Consider the following 13,427-nt stretch of genomic DNA (forward strand, 5'->3'; position numbering starts at 1 on the left):
AAAATATACTTTCAGTAATTGAATTTAATTATCTAATAATCAGATAGTTAAATTCAATGACTTTTTTATTACAAACCTAACTTAAACACATACCGTATACCGCTATAATCATCCAAAAACCACCAATATCACTTTTAAGAGACTGACGATTAAAAGTATATTTGATGAAGACGTGCCTTAAAGGGGTTACAAAGATTTTAGCTGTTACTGTATTATTATTTGTCACGAGAAACGCAGTTGCGCAAACTGTAAATATCACCAAAGTCGATCCAGGTCCTTACGGCGTAGGTTCGTCCATTGCAGCTAAAATTGCTATTAATTACGCCGCCGGTTGTTTGCAAAAAACAAACAAGTTTAACCTGTATTTATCTGATGCAGCAGGCGATTTCACCAATGAAAAACTCATTGGTACTTATGATGGCTATGGCAGCGGCAATGGGCTTTACGCCACTTTTGTAAATGGAACTATCCCTAACGCAACCCTACCGGGCGTTGGCTACAGGATTCGTATTAAAACAACAGCTCCGGCCTCAACCAGTGTTGCATCCGATCCTTTTGTTATCAACGCCTCGCCAGGCGTACAAGCCGGAATTAGCTCCAGCAGCGCCATGGATGGCTATGCCGAAGTATTCGGCAAATGTATTGTAAGTAGCACATTTAAAGACACCTATAATTTTCAAAACACGTCTGCCGCAGGTACAACCGTTAGTGCGAACTTCTACAATGAACAAGATCACAAAGACAAAGGCACTCAAACGTTCACCAGCAATTTTATCAGTTTTACTGCCGACACTTCTACTTATACCGTTTTTGTTAAAGCCACTAACGGAACTTCCGTTGGTACAAAAGCTTATCTATTAATTGAGAATAGAGGAATCACCACCTTATCGCTCGTTACGGCAGGTCCTGTTTGTCTCGGCCCTAATGGTGCCAGCGTCATTTATAATATCGATTACCAGTCGCCTAATGGTTTACAACGCAACTTTCCAGGTACGCTCTATAACATTAACTGGGGCGATGGAACATCAAGCGATATTACCATCTGTGACATTCTGGCGTCGCAAGGCACACTCTCACACAACTATTTAAAATCATCGTGCGGGCAAAAGGACGGCAGTACCACAACCAATAAGTTTAAGGTTGCACTAACCGTAAAAAATCCGTTTTGCGCAAGCACTAACAGCATTTACGGCCAGCAGCCGGTGTTAATGCCGCCAAACAACATTTTAAACGGGCCTTCATTTGCCTGTACTAATAACGAGGTGACATTTACCAACGGATCGTACCCTGGCCAGTCTGCAACTACAACAAACACCAACTGCGCCGACAATTCTGCCACCTATAGTTATTATGTAGATGGCGTATTGCAAGCTACTGGCTTAAAGCTAAATGAAAAATTTAAATATACATTCACCACACACGGTCAGCACATTGTGACCCTCCATTTGGAGAACAGTGCCAGCGGTTGTATTCCCGAAGATGCAACTGTAAAATTATGTGTGCAGGATGCACCTCAGCCTAAGTTTACTTTAAGCAATACTACCACTTGCACACCCGGAACGGTAAATGTTACCGATAATTCGGTGGTAGATAATTCTTGTAGCGGCACTTACACTTATTTATGGACGGTAACCCCTTCTACAGGTTTTAGTTATGTAGGTACTAACAAAAACAGTAAAGAACCCGTGTTTAAATTTACTACCCAGGGCAAATATGCTATTCAGTTGCAGATTAGCGCCCCGGGTAATTCCTGCGTTGCGCAAACATCGGTAGATACCGTTTATGCCAACAGCATTCCACAAATTGCCCTTTCCCCTAATTTTGCTACTTGCGGTAAAAATCAAACACTTCGTTTCGGTGCTGAACCTGGTAAAACCAAAGTTACCTACTCTGGCACTTACCAGCTACAGCCCGATACGTATGTTTGGACAGTAACGCCCCCGTCTGGTGGAGCACCCGCCACGTTTGCCAACGGCACAACCGCCAATAGCCAGTCGCCAACTATAACATTCCCAGATTTTGGGATGTACGTTGTCTCTGTAGTTCAAAAAAACGGTTGCGGAACTTCTGCTGTTGTAACCCAAAACATTACATTTCAAAATGCCCCAACTGTTAATGCCGGTGAAGACGCCACTATTTGCGCTAACCAGGCGGCACAATTAAACGCTACTATTAGCGACGCCGCTACTGCGGCAGGCGCGCCAACGTGGAGCGGGGGTACTGCAGCCGGATTTAGCGATATTCATAGTTATCAAACTACTTACACACCTACTGCAGCAGAGGCAAATGCTGGGTTTGTGGTACTTACTATTACAGTGCCTACAACTTTACAAGGCGATTGTAGCTCGGTGAGTGATGAGGTTAGGATCAACATTCGTCCGTTTAATACAGTTACCAGTGCCGCAACAAAGGGAATTTGCTCGGGCAAGCCGATGTCTTATCAAATCACATCAACACTGGCTGGCAGCACCTTTACATGGACAGCAAGTGGATCTGTCAATGCGGGTGGCTACACGGCGTCGGGTAGCGGCGATATTAATGAAGCAACGTTGACTAACAGCAGTGCTACCGAAAATGCCACGGTTACGTATAATATTATACCGCACAATAATGGCTGCGACGGAACACCTTTTATTTACACAGTGACCATATTGCCGCAACCCGTTATTAATGCACAGGGCCCGGCATCTATTTGCAGCGGCCAAAAGTCGGCTATTAAGCTTTCATCAAACATTAGCAGTACCACTTACACCTGGACTTCTACCACTTCAGATCCTGCAAATGTTACAGGACTTAGCAGCGCATCTACCCCGGCAACGGTTACCGAAATTCAGGACATACTAGCCAACACAGGTTTGGCCCCTGCTACCGTAACGTATAACATCACCTCTTACAATACGGCAAGTACCGATAACTGTCCTGGTAATACACAAACAGTTACCATAACAATACAGCCCGCTACTCCCGTCGCCAACGCGGGTGATGATAAAAGCCTGTGTAACGCACCTACCTACCAGTTAAATGGCAATAACCTCGGTCCTAACGGTCATGGCATGTGGACAGTGCAATCGGGCCAGACAGGTGTAACATTTGACGATCCCACAAAATACAATGCCACTGTAAGTAACTTACAGGCTAACGAAAATTATACTTTCCGGTGGACATCAACCGGCACTGCTCCTTGCGGCGATAATTTTGATGAAGTGATCATCAGAAATATATTTAATGATGTTAAAGCGAACTTTACTGCCGATAAAACCACCGGCTGCGATGCCACAACTGTTAATTTCACTAATACTTCTACCCCACCTTCGGGTTTAAACTATGCCTGGGATTTTGGCAACGGTCAAACCTCCACCTTAATGAACCCGCAGGCGATAACTTTTGTGCCTCAGACAAATGGCAAGGACACCACTTACATTGTAAAGCTAACAGTATCAAATAGCTGTAAAGTGGATAGTAAGTCAATGGAAATTACTATCAAACCTAAAACACCGGTTGTACAGATTGCGCCCGATAAAACTACCGGCTGTGTTCCGTTTACGGTTAACGTAGAAAATTTGTCGCCAGGCACTAATGATAAATACACGTACTTTTTAACAGATGTAAACGGCACGGTGCTTTCAACCAAAGTGCGCACCGATAAGGAAGATCAGCCTTTTACGATCACCACAGTTGGCACCTACAAGGTTTACATGCAGGCGCAAAGCCAATGTGGTAGTGCTAAAAGTGTTTCTTACACACTGGTAGTTAGCCCGGCTACGCTTACCCCCCGCTTAACTGTTAATGGCGACGAAGGCACAGGATGCGGCCCACTTACCGTTACTTTCCATAATAACACTACGGGAGGCTCATCATTCTGGTACGATTGGGGCGATGGCACAACTCCCCTAACCACAACCAGTACAGGCGATGTAAACCACACGTTTATCAAAGGTGGCAACTACACCGTTATGCTGCATGCATCGAACAGTTGTACGCCTGATGTTACCGCGATACCTGTAACAATACATGTACTTGCACAGCCAGTATTGGCCTTTAATGCCGATAATACTTCGGGCTGTAAAAAGCTGACCGTGCAGTTCACCAATACCAGTACCGACCCAAGCGTAAGCCAAACTGGCGATTTAATGTATGACTGGGATTTCGGCGATGGTTCTCCTCACTCCAGTGCTGTTAACCCTTCGCACCACTACGGCTTTGTAGGGTCGCCATTTACCGTTACGCTGAAGGCCACCAATGGCACAGGTTGTACATCCACGTTGGTGATCAAAGATATGATCAGGGTTAACCAATCGTCGTTAACCGATTTTACGGTAAAGCCTGATAGCGTTGTTAATATCCCGGTTTACACGTTTTCGTTTGTAGATCAAACAACGGGCGGTCCGCTCAGCTGGCATTGGGATTTTGGCGATGGCAGCACCTCAAACTTAAAAAATCCACAACATACGTACGCCGATACCGGTCGCTACAAAGTTACCCTTACCACGGCTAACGCTTATTGCGATAGCACCAAGTCTCACTACGTACGTATTACAGGCACACCAGGCCAGGTTTATTTACCTAATGCCTTTATGCCAAATAGCGTTACGCCAGAGCTAAGAACATTCGGTGCTGTAGGCTCGGGATTACAAGAATGGCACCTGCAAATACTAAATGGCTATAACCAGGTAATATTCGATTCTACAGAGCTGGATGAACGGGGGCGTCCCACCGGCAAATGGGATGGTACTTTCCGGGGCACGCCAGTACCGCAAGGCGTATATATGTGGCAAGCCACAGGCAAGTTTATAAATGGGAATGAATGGAAAGGTATGTCGTACAATGCCGACGGCTCGGGGCCGAGACGAAGTGGCGTAATACATTTATTAAGATAAGTTGAAGATGAAGAAGAGTATTTTATTAGCCGTATCTGTATTAATTAGCCTGTTTGCTTCGGCGCAGGACCACATGTATTCGCAGTTTTTCAACTCGCCTATTTACCTTAATCCTGCACTAACGGGACAGTTTAAAGGCGATTTACGCATGAGCATGATCTACCGCAATCAGTGGACCACTGTTGGCGGCGGAGGTGGTTTCCAATACCTAACTGGATCGGTTGACTATAACGTGCCGCAGTTTGGCGGCGGCATTGGTTTAATCTTTAATCGCAGCAGCGAGGGCGCCGCTTTTCTGAATAAAACTAACGTAGCGGCAACTTATGCCTACAGTGTCGGATCTGAAGACTTTGTATTATCATTTGGCTTGCAGGCTGGCGTTACCAACCGTACTATTGATTTCAGTAAGCTGGTCTTCACGGATCAGATCGATGCGAGATTAGGCTTCGTTCCCGGTTCGGTATCTGTAGCCGAAACACCTGCCTTTGATAATCGCTATTATTTCGACGCCGGCGCCGGGATTAACCTGGTAGCGGGTAAATTTATGATCGGCGGCGCCATGCAGCATATTAACCGTCCGGACGAATCCTTTAGCGGCGTTGCAGCGCGTTTGCCGGTGCGTACAACTGCGCACATGAGTTATATGCTAAACCTTACCGGCGACGACAATATTGACGACGACGACCGCTCATACGTTATCCCATCAGTAGTTGTATACAAACAAGCAAGCGCATCAGACTATAATGTAGGGATGCAGTATAAACGCCGTGGCATCAATGCGGGTCTATGGTATCGCAGCAGCGGACAATCGGGTCAACCGAGTGCCTTTGTGTTATCGTTTATCTTCGATCTCTTTATCAACCGAGATGGCGGCGAACGCCTGCGCTTCGGTATCAGCCACGACGCGAGTACTTCCAGGCTAAATTACACCAACACAAGTGGTACTACCGAGGGAAGTTTGAACTATGAAACCACCTTACCGTCGCACTCAGATCCTTACCGGAAGTTTGAAGGTGCACGCCGATGCTACGATTTTTACTAATCTGCTTTGCCAGTTCGAACCTTTGTTGGATATTTACCCTATGGAGAAAAATGTTTACCTGGGTACAAAATCTGCCAATAAGAAGAAAGCATTTAAAGGCGTTTGGTTAATCATCGCATTTGCTATAATTTTTATTGTGATTGTGTTAAGGTACGCGCAAAGCAACGAACACCGGATTATCAGCCGGAGTTTGCCCGAGCGTGAAGAAGCATATAGCGTAGCCAAAGATTTTTTGCGCGATGAGTTTCAAAGCGGGCAGCACATTAGTTTCCCGGATGATGGTTTTTCCTACGGTAAAAAGACCGATTCTGTATATGTGATCAAAGCCAGTTACGAACAAAGCCTTGATGGTGGCGACAGCAAGAAAGGCGATTTTTCAGTGACCATGCGTTTTAAAGGCGGCAATATAGATGATAAGAGCAGCTGGGATGTATTAAGTATCAACAAAGAGTAATGGGTATTAACTTAATAAAAGAAACAAAGGCTACAGCTCAGGCTAAAACCGGGTTTACACAATATCAAACCGTAATTACCAGCGGTAAGCATTCCATTGTTGTTGATGAACCCGAAAGCGCAAAGGGTACGGATACAGCTATTGATCCTTTGAGCCTGTTGGCTGCAAGCCTGGCAAGTTGCACGTCTATTACGCTGCGCATGTACATCGACCGGAAAATGTGGGTAGTAAGTGAAATAACTGTAGATGCGGAAGTTTTTAAAATTGAAGGCGGCACTTTGATAGAACGCAGAATTCACTTTAAAGGCGAGCTTAATGAAGAACAACGGAAGCGACTGGTACAAATTGCTGACGCTTGCCCGATACATAAAATATTAGTAGGCGACATCATGATCGACACCAAACTGGTATAAAAAAAGCAGACCGGAACAAATCCGGCCTGCTTCAATCACTCTAAAACAATCACCTCTAACTTTAGAAGTCTCTTTATATAAACAATACTTAGTGTATTGATCTATCACTTATTATTATACTACAAAGATACGGAAAACCGGGCTTACACAAGGAATCAGTTCTAGGTTTTTACCTCTGTATGACAGTGATTTAGCCCGTTCTTAGTGTACATTTAACATATTAAACGTGTAAAATCGGCTTTCATTGTGTCATAAAGACAATTTATTAAAATAAAACTTTTTTTTATTTCATATCTTATCTTGTTGTCACACCATAGCCTGCAACAGATGAGTTTACCCAATAAGTTACCACCCGATCTGCTGGAAATTTCTGAAAACATGCCCTCATACGCATGGAACGCCTTAACTGCCGCAGTTGCTATCGCAATTGGTTTGGCGGTTAAATTAATAATCACCCGCATTTTAAAGTATTACGAAAAAAAGGCCGACTATCAGAATTATTCATTCTTTCGCTCATTCATAGTACACCTAGGGGTGCCTTTCACCTATTTTATCCCGCTATTTTTACTCAACATCGCATTGCCGCTGATGCGGATGAATAAACTTTGGTACGATCCGCTGAACCGCATTGTAGACATCCTTTTGGTACTCTCTTTTGCAAACATCCTCATTAACTGCGTAAAGGTTGCCGAAGACTATGTGTACCACGTGTACGATCTTAACAAGGCAGACAATTTAAAGGAGCGTAAAGTACGCACACAGTTAACATTCATACGAAAGCTATTTGTTGCCATTATTATCTTTGTAACCATAGCTATTATATTGCTCAGTTTTGAGAGTATGCGGAAGATAGGCACAGGGCTTTTAACGGGCGTTGGTATTGGCGGTATTATAATTGGTTTTGCAGCCCAAACTTCGTTAGGTAACTTATTGGCCGGTTTCCAGATTGCCTTTACACAACCTATTCGTATTGATGACGTATTGATTGCCGAAAATGAATGGGGGCGTGTTGAGGATATAACCCTTACCTACGTGGTAATGCGCCTGTGGGATCAACGCCGATTGATACTGCCCATTAATTACTTTATCACCAAACCCTTTCAGAACTGGACGCGGATTTCTGCCGATCTGATAGGCACAGTATTCATTTATATGGACTATTCGATACCCTTAGACCCGATAAGGGAGGAGTTTGTACGCTTGCTAGGTCTTACCAAACTTTGGGATAAAAAGGTGCAGGTGGTGCAGGTAACCGACGCAAAAGAGCATACGATAGAGGTGCGTTTCCTGGTAAGCTCAGGCAACTCTTCAGACGCTTTTGATTTACGCTGCTATATCCGGGAAAACATAATCACTTTTATCCAAAAGAATTACCCGGAAAGCCTACCACGTCTCCGAGCCGAATTTAGTGGTCTCCCCTCGCAACAGCCACCGCCCGAGATCAGCGATTTTAAACAGCCGTAGTAACTAACGCTACGCCGCCACCTGCAACTAACGCATCTTCTATCGCGCCAACAATAGGATCGATAATATGGCTCCGTTTTACGGTTATTTTACGAATAAAAAAGCTAGCAAAAGTTGACGCCACGGCTGTTGCGCCCCCAATTAAACCACCCGTTACCGCATTGCCACCGGCAGCTTTGTAGATACATGCACCGGCCAAAGCGCCCGATAAACACCTGCCGCCTAAAGCTATTGGGCTAATACGATTTGGGGCCGAAGGCAGCTTATCGCCAACAAGTTCTGATACTGCGAGTACCTTCAATACCAATGCAACTTTCTCTGACTGGATGAGGTTTAGCGCCGAACCTTCTAAACGTTTAGAATGGTGGTGACTTAATATATGACTGGTTATTGCCGGCGCCGACATAGAGCGCATGCCTGCAAGCGTACCCAAGCCCAATGTCTGCCAAAACGGATCTGTTATTTTTAATGCCATAGTGTATTTAATTTTTAATTCCTGTTTTTATAACAGATGCTTTTAAATAACCACTATGTTGTTAGGTTGTTTAAATAAAAAAGACCGCCCTAACACTAGTCGGGACGGCCTTGAATTTTTAAACGTTGTACGTATAACGTTAAACGTATTACTTATTAAACTGCTGGTGCAAGCTCTTTCTCTTCAGCAACAGGTTTCTTTTTGAAACGATCTTTAATACGGATACGGATAATGTACATACACGGAACCAATATCAAAGTAATAATGGTTGCGAATCCTAAACCGAAAATCATCGTCCACGACAACGGGCCCCAGAAAGCAACGTTATCACCACCAAAGAAAATATGCGGTTTAAATTCGGTAAACAAGCCCACGAAATCGATATTGAAACCAACTGCCAACGGCACCAAGCCCATAATAGCAGCACTGGCTGTTAGCAATACCGGTGTCATACGGGTACGTGCCGCTTCAACCACAGCATCGTGTACGTTGTGGGTTTCTTCCATCAGCATGTCTGTAAACTCCACCAGTAAGATACCGTTTCGCACTACCACACCCGCAAGGGCAATGATACCAACACCGGTCATTACGATAGAGAACGTCATGTGGAAAGTACTTAAACCGAGCAATACACCTATGATACTGAAGAAGATCTCGCTTAAGATGATCAATGTTTTACCAACTGAATTAAACTGAGCCATCAGGATGATCAGGATCAATCCGAATGAGATCATCAACGCTGTACCTAAGAAGGTGGCTGTTTCAATCTGGTCTTCCTGTGCACCACCCATTTTATATGATACACCGTCAGGGAACTTGAAGCTGCGCAAAGCATTCGTTATTGCCGCGTTAACCTCCGTAGGGTTATTTGGCTTAATAACGCTCGAACCTAATGTAAGTACACGTCGCGACTGCTTGTGCTTGATATTTGCATACGTGTTGGTGTACCTGATATCTGTAAAAGCCGAAATAGGTACCTGGCGTATTGCACCACCACTCGCTAAATCACGGTAGGTGATCTTTAAATTACGCAGCATATCGATATTATAACGCTGATCTTCCTGCGCACGCACGTTGATCTCGTAGTTATCTTCTTTGGTATTCCTAAAGTCTGAGGCTTTATAACCATATACCGAGGTAAATAACGCACCGGTAATTTGCTGAGTAGTGATACCCTCGCGGTTGGCACGTTCGCGGTTAATGTCGAACACAATCTCTGGCTTGGTATTCTCTACGTCGGCCACCAGACCTTCAATACCCGGAATTTTTTGCTCATCGATAAATTTCTTCATGCGAGCGGCGGTTCTAACCAAGGTGTCAAGATTATCACCGGTAATTTCCAAACTGATATCTTTTTGCACCGGCGGACCAGAGTTTTCCTGCGCTACAGAAATTTTAGCGCCAGGTATACCTTGCACCGTTTCACGAATGTGTTTCAGAATAGCTTTGGTGTCTTTACCATGGCGTTTGGCAAATTCAACAAACGCAACCGTAATTTTACCTTTGTTGTAATAGGTACCCTGATCTTCGTCCGTAGGATCTGTTACCCCTACCGATACGTTAGAGATGATAGATGACACCACATCTTTATCGGGCTCAACAACCTGTGCAACACGTTTCTCCAGTTTCGAGATCACATCGTTGGTCGCATTTTGATCTGTACCGATAGGCATAGTTACGTATACGTAAGCAAAGTTAGGGTCGCCGGATGGGAACTGCTCTACCTTGAGGTTGCTTACAACCGTAAATGCAATACTCACGAAAAACAGGGCAATAACGCCACCCAATATCCACCACGGGCTTTGAACCGCTTTTTCCAAAATACGCGCATACCAATTCTGGAAACGAGGCCAAATATTCTTTTGGAAACGATCTATTACCCTTAGTAATATAAAATGGTTGAGTAGGTATAAGAAAATAACAAATACCACAAAGTTTCCGATGCCCACGTTCATGAAATAACCCAAAACAGCTATTACACCTAAAATGATTACGGCACGTGTTGTCTTCTTATCAAACTTAGGGTTATCATGCTCGCCATCGTGATGTGGTTTCATAAAATCAACCGCAAAAACCGGGTTCATGATATAAGCCACCAATAGCGACGCTAACAAAGTAATGATCAGCGTAATTGGCAGGAAGAACATGAAGTGACCAATCAAACTGTTCCAGAAAGCCAATGGCACAAATGGTGCAAGAGTTGTCATAGTACCGGAGAATACCGGCAAGAACACCTCACCTGCCGCCATCTTAGCGGCCTGTTTAATAGGTACGGCACCGTTATTAAAGATCCTATGTGTGTTTTCTATTACCACAATAGCATCATCCACCACTATACCCAAGGCCAGCAGGAAGGAGAATAGCACGATCATATTGAGTGTAAAGCCAATAGCCGGCATCACCAAAAAGGCAATAAAACATGATAGCGGTACCGACAAGGCCACAAATATGGCGTTGGTAGTACCCATAAAAAACATCAGGATAACCGTTACCAGAATAAAACCGATAATAATAGTATTGATCAGGTCATCCAGTGTAGAACGGGTCTTGTCAGACTGGTCGCCGGTAATGGTAATATCAAGGCCTTTAGGGAAGATCGTTTTCTGCTTTACCTTAATCAGGTCATAGATCTTATCCGAAGCCTCGATCAGGTTCTCGCCCGATCTCTTACTTACATTAAGCGTAATTACATTTTTAAAGTTAGGATTGTTAGGTGTTTTTAAACGGGCAAAACTCTCCTGATCTTGAAAACCATCTGCAATCTGGGCAATATCGCGTAAGTAAACGGCTTTGCCTTGCGGGTTACGAACAACCAGGTTGTTAACTTCGTTGGCATCCTTAAAATCTTGTTTAATGTCAATGGTGCGCTGTACGCCGTCGTTTACGATAGCACCTGCAGACGAGATCACGTTCTCATTGCCTATAGCCTGGATAATATCGTTGTAGCTAATCTGCGCTGCAGTCATTTTGTTAATATCCACGTTGATCTGGATGTTGGGTTTCAAGGCACCCACCTCATCAACTTTAGATATTTCTTTCATGCCCTCGATATCATCTTTAATATTATCTGCGTACTCCTTCAACTTCTTCAGGTCGTAGTTACCCGAGATGTTGATGTACAGGATAGGCAAATCGGCAACGTTAATATCGGAGATAACAGACTCTTTTAAGTTGTTATCATTCTGAGGCAAATCTTGCTTTGCTTTATCAACTGCGTCTTTTACATCCTGCTTGGCATCTTTGATCTTAATGTCGGCGTTAAATTCCGCAGTAATGATAGATACGTTTTGCTGGGTGTTCGAGGTAACCTTCTTTAATCCTTTTAAAGATTTAAGTTGTTTTTCCAACTGCTTGGTTACCAGTGTCTCAATATTTTGAGGTGACTGACCGGCGTAAATGGTGGAAATAAACACCTTAGATTGTGCAATATCCGGGAAATTCTCTTTAGGTAACCTGTTATAACTTAACAGACCAAGCAAGGTAATGAGGAATATCATTACATATACCGCCGTTTTGTTATCTATGGCCCAACTCGATGGGCCAAATTCTTTTACTGAATCTTTCATCTCAAAATCTGTTTAAAAGATTAATTACCTGATGTTGAAGATTTAACCTTGTCGCCGTCTTCAATATCATTTGCACCGTCGGTTATTAATTTGTCGCCCGCTGCAATACCAGATAGAATTTCGGCGCTGCCTCCATAAGTACGACCTATTTTAATGCCTTTTTGTTTAGCCACTCCGTTTTCGTCAACAAAAACGTAATCGCCTTGCTCCGATTTCTGGATAGCTTTAAATGGAATAACTAATGCAGTTTTGTTGTTGTAGTCGGCTATTTTTAACGTAGCGGTCATGTTAGGGCGCAGTGTGTTGCGAACAGGCAATTTTACCTCGATACCAAAACTACGTGATCCCGGATCGATAACTTTTGCGGCGAAGGTTACCTTGGCATTCAGCGAGTCTGCAGCATCTGGAACCATTACTTTAACAATATCACCTTGGTTAACGCGGCCTGCATAAGACTCAGGAACATCTGCCTTTACCTTTAATACATCAGCATTAACAATACGGATACCAGTTTGACCTGGTTGAGCCATTTGGCCTAATTTCAAATCCATTTGATCGATAGTGCCGTTAATCGGCGACTTAATGCTGTACATAGCTGCCTGTTCTTTAAGGGAGGCCAATTGTTTCTGGCTGCCTTCTAAAGCAGTTTTAGATTGCAGGTATTGTACTTCGGTACCGATTTTCTGGTCCCAAAGATTTTTTTGGCGTTGGTACAAAGTTTTGTTCAGGTCAACCTGAGTGGCAACCTGCGCAATGTTTTGCTTTAAAACGTTATCATCTAACTGCACCAATACCTGGCCGCGACTAACGTGATCACCTGCTTTTACATAAATATTAGTAATGGTACCAGGCGATTGCGAATAGGCAGTAACGTTATCCTGCGCATCTATACGGCCTTGTATCTCAATATAGTTAGTGAAACTGGTTGGTTTAACCTCGTAAACGTTAACGTCGGTAACTTTTGACGAGTCTTGACCGCCACCATTTTTAGCTTCTAAAGCTGCAATTTTACCTGCTATTTCAGACTGCTGTTTTTTAAGATCAGCCAGCTGGGCTTTATCATCTTTTGGTTTGCTATTGCAGGCCGCTAAAGCCATTAAAGCTACTGCACTTGTGTATAATATTTTTTTCATGTG

8 protein-coding genes are annotated in these 13,427 nt (G+C 43.8%); 5 read left to right on the top strand and 3 right to left on the bottom strand.

Annotation, left to right across the window (positions count from 1 at the left end):
* Nucleotides 1-164: 164 nt before the first annotated feature.
* The 5 genes from GSY63_RS22700 (at nucleotide 165) to GSY63_RS22720 (ending at nucleotide 8,250) form a co-directional block, all read left to right on the top strand.
* Nucleotides 165-4,877, top strand: coding sequence for a PKD domain-containing protein (locus GSY63_RS22700; RefSeq protein ID WP_166588135.1), 4,713 nt, complete (start codon nucleotides 165-167; stop codon nucleotides 4,875-4,877).
* 7 nt (nucleotides 4,878-4,884) lie between these two features.
* Nucleotides 4,885-5,919: a PorP/SprF family type IX secretion system membrane protein gene (locus GSY63_RS22705; RefSeq protein ID WP_166588136.1), complete on the top strand. Its 1,035-nt coding sequence runs from the start codon at nucleotides 4,885-4,887 to the stop codon at nucleotides 5,917-5,919.
* Nucleotides 5,843-6,373: a hypothetical protein gene (locus tag GSY63_RS22710; RefSeq protein ID WP_166588137.1), complete on the top strand. Its 531-nt coding sequence runs from the start codon at nucleotides 5,843-5,845 to the stop codon at nucleotides 6,371-6,373. Before GSY63_RS22705 ends, GSY63_RS22710 begins: the two co-directional genes overlap by 77 nt.
* Nucleotides 6,373-6,786, top strand: coding sequence for an OsmC family protein (locus GSY63_RS22715; protein ID WP_166588138.1), 414 nt, complete (start codon nucleotides 6,373-6,375; stop codon nucleotides 6,784-6,786). Before GSY63_RS22710 ends, GSY63_RS22715 begins: the two co-directional genes overlap by 1 nt.
* A gap of 327 nt (nucleotides 6,787-7,113) precedes the next feature.
* Nucleotides 7,114-8,250 (top strand): mechanosensitive ion channel family protein, encoded by a 1,137-nt coding sequence (locus GSY63_RS22720; protein ID WP_243749305.1) that lies wholly within the window; start codon nucleotides 7,114-7,116, stop codon nucleotides 8,248-8,250.
* On the opposite strand, the gene GSY63_RS22725 is transcribed toward GSY63_RS22720, so the two are convergent.
* From GSY63_RS22725 to GSY63_RS22735, 3 genes are all read right to left on the bottom strand, one after another.
* Nucleotides 8,237-8,725: a DUF4126 family protein gene (locus GSY63_RS22725; protein WP_166588139.1), complete on the bottom strand. Its 489-nt coding sequence runs from the start codon at nucleotides 8,723-8,725 to the stop codon at nucleotides 8,237-8,239. The genes GSY63_RS22720 and GSY63_RS22725 overlap by 14 nt on opposite strands.
* A 155-nt stretch (nucleotides 8,726-8,880) precedes the next feature.
* Entirely contained in the window at nucleotides 8,881-12,291 is a 3,411-nt protein-coding gene (locus GSY63_RS22730; protein ID WP_166588140.1) for an efflux RND transporter permease subunit, read from the bottom strand.
* A 20-nt stretch (nucleotides 12,292-12,311) separates the two neighbouring features.
* Nucleotides 12,312-13,424 (bottom strand): efflux RND transporter periplasmic adaptor subunit, encoded by a 1,113-nt coding sequence (locus GSY63_RS22735; RefSeq protein ID WP_166588141.1) that lies wholly within the window; start codon nucleotides 13,422-13,424, stop codon nucleotides 12,312-12,314.
* Between the last annotated feature and the right edge of the window lie 3 nt (nucleotides 13,425-13,427).

Source organism: Mucilaginibacter agri, assembly GCF_009928685.1.
Classification (GTDB): Bacteria; Bacteroidota; Bacteroidia; order Sphingobacteriales; family Sphingobacteriaceae; genus Mucilaginibacter; species Mucilaginibacter agri.

Coding starts and splice junctions, on each gene's coding strand:
- GSY63_RS22700 (WP_166588135.1), top strand. CDS start 165: ATGAAGACGTGCCTTAAAGGGGTTACAAAGATTTTAGCTGTTACTGTA.
- GSY63_RS22710 (WP_166588137.1), top strand. CDS start 5,843: ATGAAACCACCTTACCGTCGCACTCAGATCCTTACCGGAAGTTTGAAG.
- GSY63_RS22730 (WP_166588140.1), bottom strand. CDS start 12,291: ATGAAAGATTCAGTAAAAGAATTTGGCCCATCGAGTTGGGCCATAGAT.
- GSY63_RS22715 (WP_166588138.1), top strand. CDS start 6,373: ATGGGTATTAACTTAATAAAAGAAACAAAGGCTACAGCTCAGGCTAAA.
- GSY63_RS22725 (WP_166588139.1), bottom strand. CDS start 8,725: ATGGCATTAAAAATAACAGATCCGTTTTGGCAGACATTGGGCTTGGGT.
- GSY63_RS22705 (WP_166588136.1), top strand. CDS start 4,885: ATGAAGAAGAGTATTTTATTAGCCGTATCTGTATTAATTAGCCTGTTT.
- GSY63_RS22735 (WP_166588141.1), bottom strand. CDS start 13,424: ATGAAAAAAATATTATACACAAGTGCAGTAGCTTTAATGGCTTTAGCG.
- GSY63_RS22720 (WP_243749305.1), top strand. CDS start 7,114: ATGAGTTTACCCAATAAGTTACCACCCGATCTGCTGGAAATTTCTGAA.